This window comes from Amycolatopsis kentuckyensis (assembly GCF_041679295.1).
Taxonomy (GTDB): domain Bacteria; phylum Actinomycetota; class Actinomycetes; order Mycobacteriales; family Pseudonocardiaceae; genus Amycolatopsis; species Amycolatopsis kentuckyensis_A.
The window spans coordinates 323,598-344,432 of record NZ_JBGDMD010000004.1 but is presented as its reverse complement, the minus strand read 5'-3'; the positions used below and the strand labels follow the sequence as shown (position 1 = coordinate 344,432).

The 20,835-nt window shown below is 71.9% G+C and carries 20 protein-coding genes; 8 read left to right on the top strand and 12 right to left on the bottom strand.

The features are described from left to right. From ACERZO_RS18475 to ACERZO_RS18445, 7 genes are all read right to left on the bottom strand, one after another. Positions 1-1,071: an MSMEG_0568 family radical SAM protein gene (locus tag ACERZO_RS18475; protein WP_372665911.1), complete on the bottom strand. Its 1,071-nt coding sequence runs from the start codon at positions 1,069-1,071 to the stop codon at positions 1-3. A gap of 10 nt (positions 1,072-1,081) precedes the next feature. After that, positions 1,082-1,594 (bottom strand): MSMEG_0572/Sll0783 family nitrogen starvation response protein, encoded by a 513-nt coding sequence (locus ACERZO_RS18470; protein ID WP_003073383.1) that lies wholly within the window; start codon positions 1,592-1,594, stop codon positions 1,082-1,084. A gap of 4 nt (positions 1,595-1,598) precedes the next feature. Further along, the gene (locus ACERZO_RS18465) at positions 1,599-2,435 is read right to left on the bottom strand and encodes an amidohydrolase family protein (protein ID WP_372665910.1); all 837 of its coding nucleotides are present in this window, start codon (positions 2,433-2,435) and stop codon (positions 1,599-1,601) included. Next, complete coding sequence (locus ACERZO_RS18460) at positions 2,435-3,754, bottom strand: MSMEG_0569 family flavin-dependent oxidoreductase (protein ID WP_372665909.1); 1,320 nt, start codon at positions 3,752-3,754, stop codon at positions 2,435-2,437. Before ACERZO_RS18460 ends, ACERZO_RS18465 begins: the two co-directional genes overlap by 1 nt. 345 nt (positions 3,755-4,099) lie before the next feature. Further along, positions 4,100-5,539, bottom strand: a complete 1,440-nt coding sequence (locus ACERZO_RS18455) for a HAMP domain-containing sensor histidine kinase (protein ID WP_372665908.1) — start codon at positions 5,537-5,539, stop codon at positions 4,100-4,102. Further along, positions 5,536-6,228 carry a response regulator transcription factor gene (locus ACERZO_RS18450; protein ID WP_372665907.1) on the bottom strand — a complete coding sequence of 231 codons (693 nt, stop codon included), beginning with the start codon at positions 6,226-6,228 and terminating at the stop codon, positions 5,536-5,538. The genes ACERZO_RS18455 and ACERZO_RS18450 overlap by 4 nt, the downstream gene beginning before the upstream one ends. 97 nt (positions 6,229-6,325) lie before the next feature. Continuing rightward, on the bottom strand, positions 6,326-7,084 hold the full coding sequence (locus ACERZO_RS18445; RefSeq protein WP_372665906.1) for an IclR family transcriptional regulator: 759 nt from the start codon (positions 7,082-7,084) through the stop codon (positions 6,326-6,328). A gap of 73 nt (positions 7,085-7,157) precedes the next feature. Between ACERZO_RS18445 and ACERZO_RS18440 the strand changes: the two genes are divergently transcribed. The 3 genes from ACERZO_RS18440 to dmpG are packed head-to-tail and all read left to right on the top strand — an operon-like array spanning position 7,158 to position 9,864. Further along, on the top strand, positions 7,158-7,943 hold the full coding sequence (locus tag ACERZO_RS18440; RefSeq protein ID WP_372665905.1) for a 2-keto-4-pentenoate hydratase: 786 nt from the start codon (positions 7,158-7,160) through the stop codon (positions 7,941-7,943). Further along, entirely contained in the window at positions 7,940-8,866 is a 927-nt protein-coding gene (locus ACERZO_RS18435) for an acetaldehyde dehydrogenase (acetylating) (protein ID WP_372665904.1), read from the top strand. Before ACERZO_RS18440 ends, ACERZO_RS18435 begins: the two co-directional genes overlap by 4 nt. Further along, on the top strand, positions 8,863-9,864 hold the full coding sequence (gene dmpG / locus ACERZO_RS18430) for a 4-hydroxy-2-oxovalerate aldolase (RefSeq protein ID WP_372665903.1): 1,002 nt from the start codon (positions 8,863-8,865) through the stop codon (positions 9,862-9,864). The genes ACERZO_RS18435 and dmpG overlap by 4 nt, the downstream gene beginning before the upstream one ends. Positions 9,865-9,980: 116 nt before the next feature. On the opposite strand, the gene ACERZO_RS18425 is transcribed toward dmpG, so the two are convergent. Then, positions 9,981-10,208, bottom strand: a complete 228-nt coding sequence (locus tag ACERZO_RS18425; RefSeq protein ID WP_372665902.1) for a hypothetical protein — start codon at positions 10,206-10,208, stop codon at positions 9,981-9,983. A 366-nt stretch (positions 10,209-10,574) separates the two neighbouring features. Here ACERZO_RS18425 and ACERZO_RS18420 point away from each other — a divergent pair, with 366 nt between their 5' ends. Together ACERZO_RS18420 and ACERZO_RS18415 are read left to right on the top strand one after the other, a co-directional pair. Continuing rightward, positions 10,575-11,525: an SRPBCC family protein gene (locus ACERZO_RS18420; RefSeq protein ID WP_372665901.1), complete on the top strand. Its 951-nt coding sequence runs from the start codon at positions 10,575-10,577 to the stop codon at positions 11,523-11,525. Further along, positions 11,522-12,697, top strand: a complete 1,176-nt coding sequence (locus tag ACERZO_RS18415; protein ID WP_372665900.1) for a zinc-dependent alcohol dehydrogenase — start codon at positions 11,522-11,524, stop codon at positions 12,695-12,697. The genes ACERZO_RS18420 and ACERZO_RS18415 overlap by 4 nt, the downstream gene beginning before the upstream one ends. Positions 12,698-12,750: 53 nt before the next feature. Here ACERZO_RS18415 and ACERZO_RS18410 read toward each other — a convergent pair whose 3' ends face one another. Beyond that, a complete protein-coding gene (locus ACERZO_RS18410) occupies positions 12,751-13,869 on the bottom strand; it encodes a hypothetical protein (protein ID WP_372665899.1) in 1,119 nt (372 codons plus the stop codon). A gap of 109 nt (positions 13,870-13,978) precedes the next feature. Between ACERZO_RS18410 and ACERZO_RS18405 the strand changes: the two genes are divergently transcribed. Both ACERZO_RS18405 and ACERZO_RS18400 read left to right on the top strand, forming a co-directional pair. Continuing rightward, the gene (locus tag ACERZO_RS18405; protein ID WP_372665898.1) at positions 13,979-14,266 is read left to right on the top strand and encodes a hypothetical protein; all 288 of its coding nucleotides are present in this window, start codon (positions 13,979-13,981) and stop codon (positions 14,264-14,266) included. 36 nt (positions 14,267-14,302) lie between these two features. Continuing rightward, on the top strand, positions 14,303-15,916 hold the full coding sequence (locus tag ACERZO_RS18400) for an alpha-amylase family protein (RefSeq protein ID WP_372665897.1): 1,614 nt from the start codon (positions 14,303-14,305) through the stop codon (positions 15,914-15,916). On the opposite strand, the gene ACERZO_RS18395 is transcribed toward ACERZO_RS18400, so the two are convergent. The 3 genes from ACERZO_RS18395 to ACERZO_RS18385 form a co-directional block, all read right to left on the bottom strand. Then, on the bottom strand, positions 15,906-17,531 hold the full coding sequence (locus ACERZO_RS18395; RefSeq protein ID WP_372665896.1) for a glycoside hydrolase family 13 protein: 1,626 nt from the start codon (positions 17,529-17,531) through the stop codon (positions 15,906-15,908). The two genes, ACERZO_RS18400 and ACERZO_RS18395, sit on opposite strands and share 11 nt — an antisense overlap. A 28-nt stretch (positions 17,532-17,559) precedes the next feature. Beyond that, positions 17,560-18,279, bottom strand: a complete 720-nt coding sequence (locus tag ACERZO_RS18390) for a 4a-hydroxytetrahydrobiopterin dehydratase (protein ID WP_372665895.1) — start codon at positions 18,277-18,279, stop codon at positions 17,560-17,562. Between the two features lie 290 nt (positions 18,280-18,569). Further along, a complete protein-coding gene (locus ACERZO_RS18385; protein ID WP_372665894.1) occupies positions 18,570-20,261 on the bottom strand; it encodes a PucR family transcriptional regulator in 1,692 nt (563 codons plus the stop codon). Positions 20,262-20,530: 269 nt separating this feature from the next. Between ACERZO_RS18385 and ACERZO_RS18380 the strand changes: the two genes are divergently transcribed. Continuing rightward, positions 20,531-20,833, top strand: a complete 303-nt coding sequence (locus ACERZO_RS18380) for an Hsp20/alpha crystallin family protein (protein WP_372665893.1) — start codon at positions 20,531-20,533, stop codon at positions 20,831-20,833. The last annotated feature ends 2 nt before the right edge of the window (positions 20,834-20,835 follow it).

Sequence of the window (20,835 nt, the reverse complement as noted above, 5' to 3'; positions counted from 1 at the left end):
TCAGCCCCCCGCCGCGCTGAGCAGGCCGCAGGCACCGCACGCGGCACAGCCCGCGCCCTGGTCCGCCCCGGCCATCCCGGCCGCCCGCAGCAACGCCGCGATCCGGTTCGTGACGTCGGCGACGAGCGACGGCGAAGGCGCCGTGGCCCCGTCGCGCCGGGCCAGCGTGCCGGCCATCGGCCGCATCGGCACGGCGAACGGGTAGACGCCCATGTCGATCAGCCGCCCGGCGCCCTCGACGAGGTCGTCCGGGTCCTCGCCGAGGCCGATCAGCAGGTACGTCGAGACGCGGTTCCGGCCGAACACCCGGACCGCTTCCGCCCACGCGGCCTCGTACTCCGCCAGGGGCACCGTCGACTTGCCGGGCATCCAGCGCCGCCGGACGTCGTCGTCGAGGGACTCGACGTGGATGCCGATCGACGTCGCTCCGGCGTCGCGCAGCTCGGTGAGCACGGCCAGGTCGCCCGGCGGCTCGATCTGCACCTGGATGGGCAGGCCCGGCACGGCGTCGAGCACCGCCCGGACGCACCGGACGAGGTGCCGGGCCCCGCGGTCGGGTCCGGCCGTGGTGCCGGTGGTCATGACCAGCTGCCGGACACCGTCGAGGCGTACGGCCGCTTCGGCGACCTCGGCGAGCTGCGCCGGTGTCTTGGCGGCCACAGTGGACCCGGCGCGCAGCGACTCCTCGATGGTGCAGAACCGGCACCGCTGGTCCTCGGCGTACCGGATGCAGGTCTGCACGGCGGTCGTCGCGAGGACGTCCTTGCCGTGCAGCAGCGCGATCTTCCGGTACGGGATCCCGTCCGAAGTGGACAGATCGTAGAACCGGGGCCGCGCCACCGGCGTCACGCTCAGGCCCAGATCGACCGTTCCCCGGTGGATCCGGCCGTCGCGGACCTCGTAGGGGCTGTCGGGGTTCAGCGGCAGCGTGGCGTTGGCACCGTCGACGACCAGGTGGCCGTCGTCGCTCGGCCCGGCGCCTTTGCTGCGCTGCACGGGTGCGTCCATCCGCACCCCGCGGACGGCGATGTCGGCGCGGGTGTCCAAATCCTCTTCGATGCCAACGCGCACGGACCGCTCCCTAGAACATGTAGGTGGAGTTGATGATCGCGCCCTTGCGCGCGTAGTGGATCAGCGCATCCTGCACGTCCAGGGGGTGTGTCGGGATGACGCCCTCGATGAGGTCTTCTTCGCGGGCGCCGTGCAGCGACAGGCCGAACCGGCAGCAGTAGGCTTTGCCGCCTTCGCTGATGAACGTCTTGAGCTGGTCGTTGATGTTCAGCTCGCCCGGGAACGCGGCGTTGCCGGTGGTCGGGAAGCCGCGGGTGGCCAGGCAGTTCAGCGAACCCGGGCCGTAGAAGTAGATCGCGGCCTCGAACCCCTTCCGCAGCGCGCGGGTGGCCTGCAGGATCGCCACGAAGCTCACCGACGACTCGTGCGCGATGCCGTGCACGAGCGTGAAGTAGCTCTGGCCGGGTTCGGCCTGGTAGTCCGGGAAGACCTTGGTTCCGCCGTACAGGTTGGAGCCCTGCGGCAGCGACGGGTGCGGGATCTCGTCGAGGCTGGTCTTCTCGGTCTCGGTCAGCTCTGCCATCGGTCTATTTCCCTTTCTTCGGTCCGTACAGCACGTCGAACGTGCCGCGGAAAACCAGGTCGGCGAGCTCGCCGTCGCCGGCCGCGGCGGCCAGTTTCGCGAGTTCGCCCTCGTGATCGCCCCACGGCTGGTCGGAGGCGAACAGCACGCGGTCGTGGCCGAGGCCCCGGCGCGAGATCTCTTCGACGAGCCAGCGCGGGGTGAAGCCGATCGCCCAGGACAGGTCGGTGTAGACCTGTTTGCCGGCGGCGATCCAGTCGAAGAAGCGGCCGCCGACGAGCTTGATGTGCCCGCTCATCCCGCCGCCGAAGTGGACGAGGTGCAGCTTGACGTCGTCGGCGTAGGTGTCGACGAGCTTGCCGACCTCGTCGATGTCCGAAGCCGCGCCCGGCGAGGTGTGGACGTGCACGACGAGGTCGTGCTCCTGCGCGGTGGCGAAGATCCGGTCCAGCTGCGGCCGGCAAGCGGGGTCGGAAGCCTTGCCGCCCAGCAGGAAGCTGAGCTTCAAGGCGCGGACGCCCGTTTCACCGGCCAGCTTCAGCGCTTGCTCGGTCCGGTCGGCGTCGCCGGGGCGCGGGGACACCCAGAGCGCGGCGCTGATCCGGTCGTCCTTGCCCGCCGCTTCGACGCAGAGTTCGTTGAAGGAGAAGGCGATCGCCGGATCCGGGACGCCGTAGTTCGGGATCACCAGTGCGCGTTCGGTGCCTTCACGGTCCAGATCGGACAGCAGTTCGCCGATCGTCGCGCGGCTGCCGATCGCGGGCGCGACCGGCGGTCCGCCGTAGAACGGGTACGCCGGTAGCACGCCCAGGTGCCGGTGGGCGTCGTTGGTCCACTTCATCAGGCCACCGTCCGTGGGGCGACCCAGTCGTCGTCGGCCGGGTAGGTGCTCACCGGCGTGCCGGAGAGCCACCGGACGTCCCCGCGGCCGCCGCCGGTGATCCGCCGGGCCAGGTACTCCGCGTCCGCCGCGACGCCGCAGAACCGGCCGGAGCCCCAGGTGTGCTGCCACGGCAGGCCGAGGAAGTACAGACCGGGACAGCTGGTGACGCCGCGGTGGTGCGTCGGGTAGCCCTTGCCGTCGAACACCGGGACGTCGATCCACCGGTGGTCCCGGCCGAACCCGGTGCTCCAGACAACGGCCGAAAGCGCTTCCACGTCGAGGGTGCGCGGCCCGTCCGCCGGCTCCCAGACCGGCTTGTACCGCTCCTCCCGGGGTGCCGCGATCCCGCGCTGGGCGATGAAGGCGTCGATCGAGTCCTTGATGCCCTCGGACACCGCGTCCGCGGCGTCGAGGTTGCGGCGCAGGTCACCGGCGAACCGCAGCTGTCCACTTCGGACGTTCTCGAGCCGGCCGTAGAGCTGCATGCCCTGGCCGGCGAACGCGCGCAGGTCGATGTCGTGCCCGCCGTCCCGGCCGGTGACGTAGTGGTTCGCGCGGAACCGCACCGCGTCCGCGTCGGCGAACTCGTCGATTCCCCTTCCGTAGTAACCCATGTCGTCGAGCCAGGCGACGACGTCCCGGCCCCGGTAGCGCCGCGCCACCCGCGGCGCCGACCCGACGGCGAGGTGCACGCGGCGCCCGGCCAGGTGCAGGTCCTCGGCGATCTGGCAGCCGGACTGCCCGGTGCCGACGACGAGGACGTCCCCGTCGGGCAGCTGAGCGGGGTTGCGGTACTCGGCGGAGTGCAGCTGGAGGAGGTGTTCGGGCAGCCGCTCGGCCAGCCGCGGCTTCAGCGGCACCTGGTAGGGGCCGGTGGCCAGCACGACGTGGTCGGCGGTCAGTTCACCGGCCGACGTCGTCAGCCGGAAGCCGCCCCCGGGCAGCTGCCGCAGCCGGGTCGCTTCGACGCCTTCGTGCAGCGGGACGTCGAACGCCTTGGCGTAGTTCTCGAGGTAGGCGACGATCTCGTCGCGGACCATGAACCCGTCCGGATCGTCGCCCGCGTAGGGGAACCCGGGCAGCCGGCATTGCCAGTTCGGCGTGACCAGGCAGAAACTGTCCCAGCGGCGGGTCCGCCATTCGTGCCCCGCGCGCTCGCGTTCGAGCACCAGGTGCCCGACCCCGGCAGCGGTCAGGCAGTGGGACATCGACAGTCCCGCCTGGCCGCCGCCGACCACGATCACCGGCCGGTGCAGGCCGTCGAGCTCGAAGTTCATGCCGATCAGTGCACCGGCGAACCATTTCCGGACGGTTTCGCCCGGAACACCGGCGCGTTACCAGCCGCGCGCCGTGTGACAACTTCCCCGGCCGCGGCTTAACAACGGTGGCGAACCGGGCCGCCCGCCTTGTACATCGACGGGGCCGTGGCGCGGATGCCGAGCAGCGCGCCGGTGAGGTTGTGTCCAGGACGCGGCGGAACTGGCGGCCACGACGGTGTCGGCGCCGGACCGGGCGAACTGCTCGGACAGCGCCGTCGGCCCGGCCGCCGCCGCCCTTTGGTCCTGGCCGTGCGGCCGGGGCCCGCACGCCGAGGTGTCCTGCCCGACGCCGAGCTGTGCGGGTCAACGCACCGCCGTGTCCTCCCCGGCGGTGCGCCGCGCGACCGGGGCGGGCGGGGCCGCGGCCGGAAGGCCGACCCGGAGCAGCGCGCCGCCGCGGGTGGACCGGGCGACGGTGACCCGGCCGCCGTGGGCGTCGACGACCCGCTGCACGATCGACAGCCCCAGACCGGATCCCGGCAACGCCCGGGCGCTGTCGGCACGGTAGAACCGGTCGAACACCCGCGGCACGTCGGCGGCGTCGATGCCCGGCCCGGCGTCGTCGACCTCGAGCACCGCCGACGCGCCCTCGGCCCGGAGCCGGACCTGGACCGGCTGGCCCGCGGGAGACCACTTGCCGGCGTTGTCGACGAGGTTGAGCACCGCCCGTTGGAGACCGGCGGGACGCCCGCTCACCCACACGGAGGTCACGTCGAGCGCGACCTCGACGTCGGGCACCCGGGACCGCGCCCGGGTCACGGCGGCCACCACCACGTCGGCGAGGTCGAGCACCTCGGTGCTCTCGTCGCTGACGTCACCGCGCGCCAGGTCGGTCAGCTCGGCGGCCAGGGTGCTCAACTCGGCCACCTGAGCGCCGACGTCGTCGAGCAGCCGGGTCCGGCTCTCCGGCGGCAGTGCGCTGTCCAGGGTGCCGCGCCGATTCAGCCGGATCAGCAGCTCGACGTTGAGGCGCAGGCTGGTGAGCGGGGTCTTGAGCTCGTGGGCGGCGTCCTCGGCGAGCAGCCGCTGGGCCCGGCGGGATTCCCGGAGCGCGGCGAGCATGTCGTTGATCGACCGGATCAGCCGCCGGATCTCCCCACCACCCTCGTCCGGGATGTCGGCGTCGAGGTCCCGGGTGTGCGCGACCCGGACCGCGGCGGCGGTCAGCCGGTCGATCGGGGCCAGCCCGGTCCGCGCCACGGCCCGGCCGACCAGGGCGCCGCCGGCCACGCAGAGCAGCCCGATCAGCAGCATGCCCAACCCGAACTCGTTGATCGGGCTGTCATCGGCGACGCGGGCCACCTGGACCGCGCCGTCGCCCGCCCGCAGCGTGTAGACGAGGTAGCCGTCGTCGTCGCTGTCGCCGGACTCCATCAGGTCGGCCGACGCGCCCCGCGCCACGCGCCCGGCGTCCTCGCTGACCGGGGGCAGCGCGGGTTGGCCGGCCGGCGTCCGGGTCGAGCCGTCGGGCAGGATGACCCGCACCAGCCGGCCGGAGCCGGGATCCGGCGGTAGCTGGACCTGCGCCAGACCGGCGCGCTCCGCGTTCGCCGCCAGGACGCGGGAGTCGGCGCGCAGCTGATCCTTCGCGGCGCCCTGCAGCTCCCCGGCCATCAGCTCGATGGCCACCTGGAAGGCCACGAACACACTGACCGCGATGGCCGTCGCCGCGATCACCGTCATCCGGGTCCGCAGGGACCGCCGGCGCCACCACCGGCTCAGCCGGCGCGAGCGCCTGCTCACGGAGGAGTCTCCCGCAACGTGTACCCCAAGCCGCGCAGCGTGTAGATCAAGCGCGGCTCGCCCTCGGCCTCCATCTTGCGGCGCAGGTAGCTCACGTACACCTGGAGGTTGTTGGCGGTGGCGCTCATGTCGAAGCCCCAGATCGCCTCGAACAGCGCGGCGCGGGTCAACACCCGGGTCGCGTTGCGCACGAGGACCTGCAGCAGGGAGAACTCGGTCCGGGTCAGGCGGAGCGGCCGCCCGCCCCGCCACGCCTCGAACCGGTCGGGATCGACCCGGACGTCGGCGAACGACAGGATCTGCGACTCGTCATCGCCCGGCGCGCACCGGCGCAGCAGGGCCCGCACCCGGGCCAGCAGCTCCTCGGTGGCGAACGGCTTGGGCAGGTAGTCGTCGGCGCCGGCGTCCAACCCCGCGACCCGGTCGACGACCTGGTCCCGGGCGGTCAGCATCAGCACCGGCAGATCCCGGCCCGCCGCTCGCAACCGCCGGCAGGTCTCCAACCCGCTGAGGCGGGGCATCATCACGTCGAGGATCAGCAGATCCGGCGCGTCACCACCGACCCCGCCGACCGCGCTGAGCACGGCGAGACCGTTGGCGACGGTGCTGGTGTCGTACCCCTCGACCTGGAGCACCCGCTCCAGCGACTCACGGATGGCCGCCTCGTCGTCCGCGATCATGATCCGCACGCCGGCCCGCCCCTTCCCGTCGATGCTTTGCCGCTCATCCTCGCCGGTCAACCTGAAGCCAGGATTAGAGCGTCGCCGCGGTGGTGCCCGTGCTCGGTCAATTCGGCCCGGCGGACAGGCGCAGTGTCCGTGACAAGCCCAGTGCCGCCGTCCGGACCGCTGGGGCCAGGTTCGCCGGCCGGAACTGTTCGCGCGGGACCGCCACCGACAGCGCCGCCACGACCGTCGCGCCGCTGAACACCGGGGCCGCGATGCAGCTCACCCCCGAAGCCGCCTCCTGTTCCTCGTAAGCGAGGCCGGACACCTGGGTCTGCTCCAGCGCGGTACGCAGCCGCAGCGGGTCGACGATCGAAAAGGACGTCAGCTGCGGCAGCGGGTCCGCCAGGATCGCGTCCGTCAGCCCGGGCTCGGAAAACGCGAGCAGTGCTTTGCCGATCGCCGTGCAGGTGAGCGGGAGGCGACCGCCGATCCGAGACGGCAGCGGCACCGCGTCGTGGCCGTGGATGCGTTCGACGTAGACGACCTCGCGATCCTCGCGGACGCCGAAGTGGACGGTCTGGCGGGTGCTCTCGAACAGGTCCTGCAGGAACGGCAAAGCGGCTTCACGGAGGTCCTGACGGCGAGGCACCAGCGAGCCCAGCTCGAAGAGGGTGCCGCCCAGCCGGTACTTCTCCCCCACGCGCTCCAGGAACCCGAGCCGGACGAGGTCGCCGGCCAGGCGGAACGTCGTGGTCTTGGTCAGTCCTGCCCGGGCGGCGAGTTCCGTCAGACGGAACGAGCCGCCACTCGGGCGGTAGACATCGAGGACAGCGGCCGCCTTGTCGAGCATGTTGCCGCTCTCGCCGTTCCGTGTCACGGAACGAACTTTGGCACACCGCCGGCTCGCCGCCTATACCTGGCGGGTCACGATCCCTGCTCCGGAGGTCCCGATGAACGTCACCCAGGCCGCGGAAGTGCTCGCCGCCGCGGCCGCCACCGCCACGCCGTGTCCGCCGATCCGCGACCTCTTCGCCGACGGCGACCTCGACCTGGCCTACGCGGTGCAAAGAATCAACACCGAGCGGGCGCTCGCGGCCGGGCACCGCCTGGTCGGGCGCAAGATCGGCCTGACCTCGCCGGCGGTGCAACGCCAGCTGGGCGTCGACCGGCCCGACTTCGGCGCGCTGTTCTCCGACATGGCCCTCGACCACGGCGGGACCGTCCCGGCCGGCCGGTTGCTGCAGCCCAAGGTGGAAGCGGAGATCGCGCTGATCCTGGGCGCCGACCTGCCCGGCCCGGAGTGCTCGGTCGCCGACGTCCGCGCGGCCACCGCGTTCCTCGCCCCCGCGCTGGAGATCGTGGACAGCCGGATCGCCGGCTGGGACATCACGATCGTCGACACCGTCGCCGACAACGCTTCCTCCGGCCTGTTCGTCCTCGGCGACACCCGCGAGGCGATCGATGACGTCGAGCCCGCCGACGTGGAGATGCAGCTGCGCCGCGGCGGCGAACTCGTCTCGCAGGGCACCGGCCGGGACTGCCTGGGCGACCCGCTCAACGCGGCCGCCTGGCTCGCCACCACCCTCGCCCGGCGCGGTGACCCCCTGCGCGCCGGCGACGTCGTCCTCACCGGCGCACTGGGCCCGATGGTCCCCGCCGCCCCCGGCGACGTCTTCACCGCGCGGATCTCCGGCCTCGGTGAGGTCACCATCGGCTTCGAAGGGGCCGCGGCATGAGTGCGAAAGTCGCCATCATCGGGTCGGGCAACATCGGCACCGACCTCATGATCAAGGTCCTGCGCCTGTCCGAGCACCTCGAAATCGCGGCCATGGCGGGCATCGATCCGGACTCCGACGGGCTCGCCCGCGCCCGCCGGCTCAAGGTCGCCACCACGCACGAGGGCGTCGACGGGCTCGTCCGGCTCGACGAGTTCGCCGACGTCCAGTACGTCTTCGACGCCACGTCCGCGGGGGCGCACCGGCGCCACGACGAGGTGCTGCGCGGCGAAGGACGCACGGTCATCGACCTCACCCCCGCCGCGCTCGGGCCCTACGTCGTCCCGCCGGTCAACCTCGGCGAACACCTCGACGCGCCGAACGTCAACATGGTGACCTGCGGGGGCCAGGCCACCATCCCGATCGTCGCCGCGGTCGGCGCGGTGACGCCGGTGCACTACGGCGAGATCATCGCGTCCATCTCCTCGCGCTCGGCGGGCCCGGGCACGCGGGCCAACATCGACGAATTCACCGAAACCACGGCGGCCGCCATCGAAAAGGTCGGCGGTGCTGCCCGCGGCAAGGCCATCATCGTGCTCAACCCGGCCGAACCGCCGCTGATCATGCGCGACACCGTCCACTGCTTGGTGTCCGAAGTGGACACGGAGGCCATCACGGCGTCGGTCGAAGAGATGGTGGGCCGGGTGCAGGCGTACGTGCCGGGCTACCGGCTCAAGCAGAAGGTCCAGTTCGAAACCGTCACCACCGACGACCCCCTGCACCGCCTGGTCCCGGCGGGCGACGCCGTCAAGGTTTCGGTGTTCCTCGAAGTCGAGGGCGCCGCGCACTACCTGCCCGCCTACGCCGGGAACCTCGACATCATGACCTCGGCCGCGCTGCGGACCGCCGAACGCATGGCCACCCACCAGGAGGCAGCCCGATGAGCGACCTGTACATCCAGGACGTCACCCTGCGGGACGGGATGCACGCCATCCGGCACCGCTACACCGTGGAACAGGCCCGCGCGATCGCCGGCGCCCTCGACGCCGCCGGCGTCGCCGCCATCGAAATCGCCCACGGCGACGGGCTTTCCGGCTCCAGCATCAACTACGGCGTCGGCGCGCACACCGACTGGGAGTGGATCGAAGCGGTCTGCGACGTCACCCGAAACGCCATCCCCACCACGCTGCTCTTGCCCGGCATCGGCACGCTGCACGACCTGCGGGAGGCCCACCGGCTCGGCGTCCGTTCGGTCCGCGTCGCCACCCACTGCACCGAAGCCGACATCTCCGCCCAGCACATCGGCGCCGCCCGCGAACTCGGGATGGACGTCGCCGGGTTCCTGATGATGTCCCACATGGCCGAGCCCGCCGAGCTGGCGAATCAGGCCAAGCTCATGGAGTCCTACGGCGCCGCCTGCGTCTACGTCACCGACTCCGGCGGCCGGCTCACCATGGACGGCGTCCGCGACCGGGTGCGCGCGTACCGGGACGTCCTCGAACCGGCGACGCAGATCGGCATCCACGCCCACCACAACCTTGCCCTCGGCGTCGCCAACAGCGTCGTCGCGGTCGAAAACGGCGTGGTCCGGGTCGACGCCTCCCTCGCCGGGCAGGGCGCCGGGGCGGGCAACTGCCCGCTCGAAGCGTTCGTCGCGGTGGCCGACCTGATGGGCTGGGACCACGGGTGCGAGCTGTTCCCGCTGATGGACGCGGCGGATGATCTGGTGCGCCCGTTGCAGGATCGGGAAGTCCGGGTCGACCGCGAGACGCTGAGCCTCGGCTACGCGGGCGTCTACTCGAGCTTCCTGCGCCACGCCGAAGCGGCCGCGGTGCGCTACGGCCTGGACACCCGCGCGATCCTCGTCGAGGTCGGCCGGCGCGGCATGGTGGGTGGCCAGGAGGACATGATCACCGACATCGCGCTCGACCTGGCCGGTTAGCACCGCGGCAAAAGTAGGACCCGGCTCGGTCAGCCGCGCCGCGATTTTCGCCGGCCGTGCCGTACAAGCGGAACCGCCGGGCGAACAGCTCGGCGGTTTCGTCGTCCACAAAGAACTTACAAATCCGGACGCGGCCGCGGCAGCCGGTCGGGCACGCGCACCTGCACCCCCGCCGATGCGAGGAACGCCGCTCCGCCGTTGGCGGCGATGCTCAGGCACACCGGCTCCAGTTCCCGGGCGTCGAGCGGCAGGGAGTCCGTGACGCGGCAGAACGCCGGCACGGTGATCGGCACGGACCCGCCGGCCGCCACCTGCCGCCTCGCGGCCACCTGCGGCGGCAGCACCACGCACTCGTCGTCGAGGGGGCATCCGATTGTCCTTGCCGGTCGATCGAGAGGCCCGCTGTCGCCATCGCGATCGTCCTTCGGTACGACAGCGCCGCGCTGTGCAGCCGGCATCAAACCCGCGATCCGCGTCCGACGGATGAACGGCCCGGAGCGCGCCGGCATCCGTCCAGCGTGATCCCACCGATAAATCACCACCATTCGAGCGGGTCGATGGGTTAGCCGGATCGCCGAGGGGTAGCCGACCCGATCGGACCCGCCCCGGGCTTCGGCACGCCGGGCCGGCCGACAGGGCGCAATCGGATACGGAGGCTGACCATGACGCGCTCGGTGAGCCCGACAACAGAACGAACAAAGCAGGAGGAGGTGCGACGGCAAGGCCGGCGGCTGGGCTGGTTGAGCTTGGGCTTGGGCGTGGCACAGCTGGCCGCCCCGCACGCCGTGCGCCGGATCAGCGGCGTCGACGACTCGGCGACGTCGCGCGCGGTGGTGCCGTTCGTCGGCGTGCGGGAGCTGGTCCACGCGGCCGGGCTCCTCGGCGGCCGGCGGAAAGGCGTCTGGGCGTGGACCCGGGTCGCGGGCGACGCGATGGACCTGACCGCGCTCGGCATCGCCCTCGCCCACCGCGGCGGGCCCCGCCGGCGACGGCTCGCCGGGGTCACCGGCGCCATCGCCGGGATCACCGCGCTGGACCTGCTGACCGCCGTGCGGGCCACTCGCGCGGACCACCCCAGCTCCGCGCGGGTGGCGCGGAGCGCAGGCAAAGGAGATTCCGTGGATTTGACAGCAGCGACCACCATTCGCAAACCCGCGCCGGACGTTTTCGCGTTCTGGCGCGACCTCGAGAACCTGCCGGCGTTCATGGCGCACCTCGAGCAGGTCCGCACCACCGGTGACCGGACGAGCCACTGGTCCGCCAGTGCCCCGTTCGGCAAGGACGTCGAGTGGGACGCCGAAATCACCGAGGAAACGCCGGGCGAGCGGATCGCGTGGCGCTCGACCGGGAAAGCCACCGTGCCCAACGCCGGCACCGTCTGGTTCACCCCCGCCCCCGACGGAGAGAGCACCGAGGTCAACGTCGTCCTGGCCTACGAAATCCCCGGCGGTGCGGTCGGCAAGGCCGTTGCCAAGTACTTCGGCGAGGAACCGCACCAGCAGCTCGACGACGACCTGCGCCGGCTCAAGCAGGTCCTGGAAACCGGCGAAGTCGTCCGGTCCGACGGCGCCCCGTGGGGCAAACGGGCCCGCAAGGAATTCCCGCAGCGTCCGGCACAACCGCTGTCGGACGCCGAACTCGAGAAGGGACCGGACGCATGAGGGCGAACACCTGGGCGGGCCGCAACAAGGTCGAGGTCCGTGATGTCCCGGACCCGAAGATCCTCAACCACCGGGACGCGATCGTCCGGATCACGTCCACCGCGATCTGCGGCTCGGACCTGCACCTGGTCGACGGGTACGTCCCGACCATGCAGGACGGCGACGTCCTGGGCCACGAGTTCATGGGCGAAGTGGTCGAGGTCGGGTCGGGCGTCGACGCGGGCCGGCTGCGCGTCGGGGATCGGGTCGTCGTCCCGTTCCCGATCGCCTGCGGCGCGTGTGCCGCCTGCGCCGCGGACCTGTACTCCTGCTGCGAGAACTCCAATCCCAACGCGGGGATCGCGGAGAAGATGTTCGGTCACCCGGTCGCCGGGATCTTCGGCTACTCGCACCTGACCGGCGGTTTCGCGGGTGGCCAGGCGCAGTACGCGCGCGTGCCGTTCGCCGACGTCGGCCCGATCAAGATCGAGTCGGACCTGACCGACGAACAGGTGCTGTTCCTCTCCGACATCCTGCCGACCGGCTACATGGGTGCCGAGATGTGCGACATCCGGTCCAGCGACGTGGTCGCGGTCTGGGGCGCCGGCCCGGTCGGCCAGTTCGCCATGGACAGCGCCCGGCTTCTGGGCGCGGCGAAGGTCATCGCCATCGACAAGGAGCCGTACCGGCTGGAGCTGGCGGAACGGGCGGGCCACGTCCCGGTGAACTTCGAGGAGGTCGACGTCCGGTCCCGGCTGCTGGAGCTGACCGGTGGCCGCGGACCCGACAAGTGCATCGACGCCGTCGGGCTGGAAGCCACCCACGGCAGCGCGCACATCGCCGCCTACGACCGGGTCAAGCAGGCCGTGCGCTCGGAGACCGACCGGCCGCACGCCCTGCGCCAGGCGATCCTTTCCTGCCGCAGCGGCGGCGTGGTTTCGGTGATCGGCGTGTACGGCGGCCTGCTCGACAAGTTTCCCGCCGGTGCGTGGATGAACCGGTCGCTGACCCTGCGGACCGGGCAGTGCCACGTGCAGCGCTACATGGAGCCACTGCTGCGGCGCATCGAACGCGGGGAGCTCGACCCGACCCGGATCATCACCCACACGCTGCCGCTGGAGGAGGCCGAACGCGGCTTCGAGCTGTTCAAGAACAAGCAGGACAACTGCGAAAAGGTCGTCCTCAAGGCCTGACCGGCAGCCGGGTCCGGCCACCGCGCGGTGGCCGGACCCGGCGAGGCCCTCGCTCAGTCGCTGTCGGATTCCCCGGCGCGCTCCCGGTTGCGCTCCTGCCGCTCACGCTCCCGCCTGCTGTAGGTCGCCCGGCGCACGCGTTCCTCGTCTTCGAGGCTCGACCCCATCGCCCCCGCGACGATCCCCACCGAGGTCGCGAGCCACACGAGCTTGAGGTACGAAGCCGGCCCCGCCGGATGGCCGAGGACCTGCCCGAAGTAAGTGCCTTCGACGAGGACGATCGACGCCACCAGCGCCAGCACGAACAGGATGGCGTACATGCAGGCGACACCGATCGACAGCGTCAGCGCGGTCGAGGCGTTGTACAGCAGGGCTTTCCGCCGATCGAGGTGCCCGGACGGCGAATCCCACAAATGGTTGTGCACCATCAGCCAGCCCGCCATGACCACGATCGCCAGCACCGTGATCCCCGCCAGCCGCAGCGCGGGCAGCGCTTCCGCGAGCTTCCAGAACGAGGTCGTGATGATGCCGTAGGCGGCGGTGGCCGCCGCGGCCGCGGTGGCTCCGGCCAGGTTGGGCACCAGCCGCCACGGGCGGTTGTCCCGGATCATCCCCGCGAGCAACCGCAGCCGGCCCCGCACACCCACCAAAGCGAGATGCTCGTCGGCGGCGCCGCGGCCGCGGATGTGCCGCGTCGGCGCCACCAGCTCCCGCAGCCGGTCGCCGATCCCCCGCGGCGGATCGGCCTCCTTCGCCGAACGGCGCGCCACCAGGTGCCGGACCAGGTGGACGACCAGCCGGGACACCCGCCCGCGCAACCGCAGGGCCCCGAGGGCGGGCAAGGACACCATCGCGACACCGTGGTCGGCGTTGTAGTCCGACGCGATCGGAACCGTGCCGGCCCGCCGCGGGAGGTCGGTGATCAGCACCAGCAGGTCCCACCCACGTTCGGCCTGGCGCTCCTGCGCCAGGGTCAGCATGGGGATATCGCCGTCCTCGTTCAGCGGAAGAGATTGCGACTCGTGCTCGACGCGCCAAGTCGTCTCTTCGCCGAGGTCACGGGCCAGCCGGGCGGGCAGGCCGTCCGCGATTCTCCCGGCGAGCTGCCCGGGCAACCCGTCATCGGTCAGCAGGCCCACCACCAGGGCCTCCGGCGCACTCTGGGCGGTCATGCTCCTGCCTTTCCTCGGATCTCCGAAGTGAAGATCTCCGGGTTCCCGGCCCGGGCACCGGCAAACGGCCGGGCGTTTGCCGGCCGGGTCACCGGGTACCGCCCGTGACATGACCGAAAAGGACGCAACGACGACCGACGAAGATCTTCGCGCCGAAGAGTTCGACCGCGCCGCGGTGGGAACGGTGCTGGCAGCAGGCGGCTGGGCGGGGTGGGACGACCTGCTCGACTGGCTGCGCACCGAAGGCCCGGGCGTCCCGGAGCTGTCACCCGGTGCGTTGCGCGGCATCCGGCAGGACGCCGAACGGGCCTGCGCCATGGGATTCCCCTTCCCCCACGACCCGGACCACCTCTACGCCATCCTTCGCGGCCAGCACTTGGCGCGAGCTCATGACTGAAGTTTGTCCCAGGGGCCCGCGGGTAGCCGCCGCATCGTGGATCGGTGGTATCGCAACGGGGTCATCTATTCCCTCGACATCGAGACCTTTCAGGACTCGGATGACGACGGGGTCGGTGACCTGTGCGGCCTCACCGGCCGGCTGGACTACCTCGCCCGGCTCGGGGTGGACACGATCTGGCTCAACCCGTGCCACCCCTCGCCGCGTCGCGACGGCGGCTACGACATCACCGACTACTACGGCATCGACCCGCGCTTCGGCACGCTCGGCGACTTCGCCGAACTCCTGAGCCAGGCCGACGAGGTCGGCATCCGGATCGTGCTGGACCTGGTCGTCAACCACACCAGCGACGAGCACCCGTGGTTCCGGTCGGCCCTCTCCGGCCGGGAGGCGCCGCACCACGACTGGTACGTGTGGGCCGACCACGAACCGGCCGACCGGTGGGACGGCGGCGTGTTCCCCGGGGCCGAAGAGGAGACGTGGACCTACGCCGAGGCCGTCGGCCGCTGGTACCGGCACCGGTTCTACCGCTTTCAACCCGAGCTCGACGTCGAACACCCGGCGGTGCGGGCCGAGCTGGCCAAGATCGTCACCTTCTGGCTGCGGCTCGGCGTCGCGGGGTTCCGGATCGACGCGGCCCCGTTCCTGATCGAGTCCCGCGGCCGGCAGGACTTCGGGCTCCTGCGGCGGCTGCGGGAAACCGCTTCGTGGCAACGCGGGGACGCCGCGCTGCTCGCCGAGGCGAACGTGCCCGAGGACGAGCTGCTGGAGTACTTCGGCACCGCGGACGACGAGGCCAGCCGCGCGACAATGCTCTTCGACTTCCGGCTCAACCAGGCCTTGATGCTCGCGCTGGCCCGCGACGACGCCGAGCCCGTCCGGGTGCGGCTGCGGTGCTCGCCCCGGCTGCCGGGCCAGGCCCAGTGGGCCACTTTCTTGCGCAACCACGACGAGGTCGACCTCGGCGGCCTGTCCCCGGAAGAACGCGGCGACGTGCTCGACCGGTTCGGGCCCGAGCCCCACATGCAGCTCTACGATCGCGGCATCCGGCGCCGGCTGGCCTGCATGCTGGACGGCGACCGGCGGCGCCTGGAACTGGCCTACAGCCTGCTGCTGACCATGCCGGGCAGCCCCGTACTGCGGTACGGCGACGAGATCGGCATGGGCGAGGACCTGGCCCTGCCCGAGCGCACGGCGATCCGCACCCCGATGCAGTGGTCCGACGGGCCCAACGGCGGGTTCTCCCGCGCTTCGGCCGAGCAGCTGGTCGCCCCGCTCGTCCAGGACGGACCGTTCGGCTTCGAACGGGTCAACGTCCTCGCCCAGCGCCGGGACGCGAACAGCCTGCTCACCTGGTTCGAGCGGGTGTTGCACACCCGTAAGGAGTGTCCGGAGATCGCCGTCGGCGCGCACGAGCCCGTCGACGGCGGCCCGCCGGAGGTCCTGGTGCACCGGGCCGAAACGGCCAAGGGCCGGATGGTGTTCGTGCACAACCTGGGCCCGTCCGCCTGCCGCGTCCGCATCCCGGCCGAGCCGGACGACCTCGCGCTGGCGGTGTTCGAGGACAGTGGCTACGACGACCGGATCGACCCCGCGGACGTGGCCGTCGCCGGCCACGGCTACCGCTGGATCCGGCTCGTCACGTCCTGACCAGCCACGCGGCGCCGTCCGGCGGCACCCGGCCTCCGTCCGGCGGCACGCTGGCCAGCAGCAGCCGTCCGCCCTCCGGCAGCTCGAACGGCTCGGCGGACAGGTTCACGACGCACTCGAACCCCGGCTCACGCGCGAAGGACAGCACTCCCTCCGGCGCGGGCAGCCACGTCATCGTCCCGTCCCCCAGCGCCGGGTGCTCGCGCCGCGCGGCGAGGGCGGCGCGGTACAGGCAGAGCATCGACCGCGGGTCGTCGCGCTGCGCCTGCGCGGTCAGCTCCCGCCACCGGGCCGGCTGCGGCAGCCACGTCGGCATGTCGGTGCCGGTGAAACCGAACGGTGGTGCGGTTCCCGACCACGGCAGCGGGACCCGGCAGCCGTCCCGGCCCCGCTGGGTGTGGCCGGAGCGTTCCCACGTCGGGTCGGTGAGCACGTCTTCGGGCAGGTCCTCGACCTCTTCCAGCCCCAGTTCCTCGCCTTGGTAAAGGTAGGCGCCGCCGGGCAACGCCAGCATCAGCAGCAGCGCCGCCCGGGCCCGCCGCCTGCCCAGCGGCAGATCGGCCGGCTCCGGCGGGCCGGGGTGGTCCTCGACCCGGGTGTTCGCGCGGCCGAACCGCGTCACGTGCCGGACGACGTCGTGGTTGGACAGCACCCACGTCGCGGGCGCCCCCACCGCGTGCAGGGCCCGCACCGTGCAGTCGATCACCGAACGCAGCGCCCCGGCGTCCCACGAGCAGCGCAGGAAGTCGAAGTTGAACGCGGTGTGCAGCTCGTCCGGGCGGACGTAGCACGCCAGCCGTTCCGGCTTCGCGACCCAGGCTTCGGCGACGAACACCCGGTCCGGGCCGAACTCGTCGGCGACCTTGCGCCATGACCGGTAGATCTCGTGCACGCCCTCGAGGTCCCAGTGCGGGTGCCGGCTGCGGTCCGGCGGCTGCACCAGCTCTTCGTGGCCGGACCCGAGGTCGGGGAACGCCGGATCCTTCACCAGGCCGTGGGCGACGTCGATGCGGACGCCGTCGACGCCACGGGAGAACCAGAACCGCAGCAGGTCCTCGAATTCGGCGCGCACTTCCGGGTGGTCCCAGTTCAGGTCCGGTTGTTCGGGAGCGAAGAGGTGCAGGTACCACTCGCCGTCCGGCACCCGCCGCCACGCGGGACCGCCGAAGACGCTGCGCCAGTCGGTGGGCGGCAGCTCGCCGCTGTCGCCACGCCCCGGCCGGAAGTGGTACCGCGCCCGTTCGGGCGAACCGGGCCCGGCGGCCAGCGCGGCCCGGAACCACCGGTGGCGATCGGAGGTGTGGTTCGGCACGACGTCGATCAGCAGCCGCAGCCCGGCCCGGTGCACCTCGGCGATCAGCTCGACCGCGTCCGCGTCGGTCCCGAACAGCGGGTCGACGGCCCGGTGGTCTTCGATGTCGTAACCCCCGTCGACCATCGGCGAGCGGTAGAACGGCGTGGTCCACACGGCGTCCACGCCCAGGTCGGCCAGGTAGCCGAGCCGCGCGCGTAGACCCGCCAGATCTCCGGTGCCGTCCCCGTTCGCGTCGGCGAAGCTGCGCGGGTAGACCTCGTAAACGACGGCGTTCCGCCACCAGTTCTCGGAGTCGTCCATGGCACCCGGGTAACCGCTGCGGCCACGCTCAACCGGGCCGTCCCCCGGACCCCACGGCCGCGACGGCTTCGTCGATCCGCTCGGCCAGCCGAAGATCCGGTTCGGTGACGACCCCCTCGCGGCCCGTGTGCAGCCGGAACGTCACCCCGCCGTCGACCCGCTCGACGTGGGCGTGGTCGTTCATCGCCCGCGCCTCCCGCTGGACGCGCTCGACCAGCGGCGTGATCCGCTCGGCCGGCAGCTGCACCGTGCGCTCGATCCCATGGCGATCCCCGGACCACCCGGTCAGGTGACGCAGGCCGCGGGCCACCTCTTCGTCCGACAGCCGCGTCGGGACCTCCGGCCGATGGCTCGCCGCGTCGCGGGGCGGCTCGCCCGCGGGGGCGAGTGTCTCGACGACGGCTCGGGGAAGCCGCCCGCGCAGCTCCCCGGCGAGTCCGGGATCGGTCCGGGTGAGCGCGGTCAGGACCGCCTGGGTCAGGTAGCGGCCCCGCTCGGGGGTGGTCCGCAGCCGCCGGGCCACCGCGGCTTCGACGTCGGTGCCCGACTTCAGGTTCGCCGGCCCGGGATCGCGCGCCGGCCCGGCCTCGGGGCTGGGCAGCCGGTCGGCCAGCCACTCGCGGCCGGCGTCCGGCAGGCACCGGGCGAGGGCGGCGACGACCGCGCCGAGCACGGCCCTCGCTTCGGCCGGGCCGGCCAGCTCGGCGACGTCTTCGACGGCGGTCAGCCACTTTTCGTGCTGTACCACGGCAGGCTCCTTCCCACGTGTGCTCTCGGAGCCGCGTACCCGCCGATTCGCCTTTCACACCAGGAAGAACGGAGGGCGGACTACACGAGGGTCGACGGCGGCGAGTAGCAGGGGTTCTCCAGCACTCCGCACTGCGGGTGCCACCAGCGCGCCTCCGCGCCGAGCCGGTCGAGAAAAGCGGCGACCTCGTCCTCTCTTCCTCGCCCACGTGCACCGCGCAGATGTGCCGGCCCGGCTCGATGACGACGCCGGGGGTGCCGGCGACCGGTCCGGTCCATCGTCACCTCCGGTCACGGCGATCCGCGCAGCACTTGCCACATCCGGGTGGCGAGGTGCAGGTTCAGCCTGCTGTCCACGTCGTTGAGGTCGAGCTCCGTGATCTCCCGGATCCGGCCGAGCCGGTAGCGCAGCGTGCTCCGGTGGATCATCAGCGCGGCGGCGGTGTCGCCGTAGCTGCCGCCGCACTCGAGGTACTGCGCGAGCGTCGCGACCAGCTCGGCGTTGCGCCGGGTGTCGTAGTCGAGCAGTTTCCCGAGCCAGTCGCGGACGAACTCGACGACGTCACCGTGGTTCTGCCCGGTGTCGAGGAGGCGGTAGATCCCCAGTTGCTCGAACGTGGTGACCCCGTTCGCGCTCTGCGAGCCGCGCCGGATCTGGACCGCCCGCATCGCCTCCGCGTACGACTTGGGCAACCGCTCCAAGGTGTCGCAGCGGCCGCCGATGCCGATCGCCCCCTCGGCACCCAGGCTTTCCGACAGCGAGGCGTACAGCGCCGCACCGTCCAGCCGCCCGGCGACCAGCAGCACCACCGCGCCCGAGTGGCGCGACACGAGCGAGGCGAGCCCGAGCGTCGTCACAGCGCGTCCCGTGGCCTCGGCGACCACGTCATCGGCGAGATCGCCGGACCACCGCAGCACGACCACGTGGTGCGGGCGGCGCAGATCGTGCCCGATCGCCTCGGCGCGGGCGTACGCGCTCCCGTCACCGGTTCCGGTGATGAGGTCGTCGACGAGGTCGCGGCGCAGGCGCAGCTCGACCTCGGCCAAGCTGCGCTGGTGCGAGAGTTCCAGTGCCAGCACGGTCGAGCCGTACTCGAGCGCGAACACCTCGTCCGCGCCGGCGGTCCGCGCGGGATCGATCAGGGCGAGCACGCCGAGCACCTCGTGCCGAGGCCGCACCAGGGAGATGAGCCGGTCCTTCACGCGGACCGGCTCGGACAGCGTCGCGGCGTGCCGGAGCAGCTCCTCGCGCCGCTGCGCGCCGACCTTCGGGTACGGGTCCGGCCGGCCGGGGCCGCCCCAGGCGCGCAGGTTGCCGAACCGATCCTCGATCGCTACCGGCAGCGCGGTCAGCTGGTGCAGCGCGTGCGCGATGCCCGGCTCGCCGGCCCCGGAGGCCGAGATGGTGGACAGCACGTCGTGCACCTGCGTCTGTTGCTTGAGCCGCTCCACCGACGTGGACAGCCGGTCGTTGAGCTCCCGCAGCGCCACCGACTGCCGTCGCTCCCGCTTGAGCAGCGCGGAGTTGGACAGCGCCGCGGCGGTCTGCTGGCCGAGCGAGTTGAGCAGGAAGAATTCGTCACGTGAGGGGGGCCGCTCGGCCCGGACCACGAGGTGGCCCGTCAGGCCGCCGAGTCCCCTCAGTGCGTAGCACCAGCGCCAGAGGCCGTCGGCGAGCTCGATCCGCCCGCTCTGCCCGTCGAGCTTGCCGACCTCCGTGCCGAGATCGGGATGAGCCTCCTCCGCACCGTGCTGCGGGGTGAGCGTGCCGTCCTCGTCGACGAGGTACACCGCATCGGTCGTGCAACCGCTCAGCGACGGAACCGAGGTTACGGCGAGCCGCATTATGTCCGCCGCTTCGCGGCCGTCGAACATCATCATCGAAATCGCGAAGAGACCGTAGAGATTCGACAGCTGGGTCCGCCACCAACTGTCGGTTTTGGCTTCCTGGCCTCGTGAGACCTCATTGTCCTCGGGCGTCATTCCGGCCTCCCCGACGCCGACCTGGTGTTTCGCACCCTACGCCGTCGGCATCTGTTCTGCCGGGCCGACAACGGCCCCGGAAATTCGGCCTGCCGGGCGCACGCGGTGGGCAAGCGCCTTTGCCACCGTGGAACGCATCGCACAGTTCCCCCGTCGCCGCACGCCGGGCGTGGCGCGAGGGAGAGCCTGTTCGCCGGACAAACCAACGCGAGATCGGTTCGGATCGGACACTCCCGGTAGGACGATCCGTCCCGGATTGGGACAAGATCATGACTTTGCTGCGCTTCGATCCGTTCCGTGACCGGGAACGGGTGAGCGACGTGTCCGTCGAACGCAATGTCGTCACGGTGCGGGCGACCCGCCGGCCGGCCCGCGGCCGCCAGTTGTTCCTCGGGGACAACCTGGACACCTCCCGGCTTTCGGCCGACTTCGAGCGCGGCGTTCTCACGCTCCGGATCCCCGTCGCCGAATCGAGCAAACCTCGCCGCGTCGAAATCGGGAGCCGAGACGAACGGCGACAGGTCGCTGACGCCCCAGCACGAGCTCGAGCCGACGCACACACGACCGCCTAGGA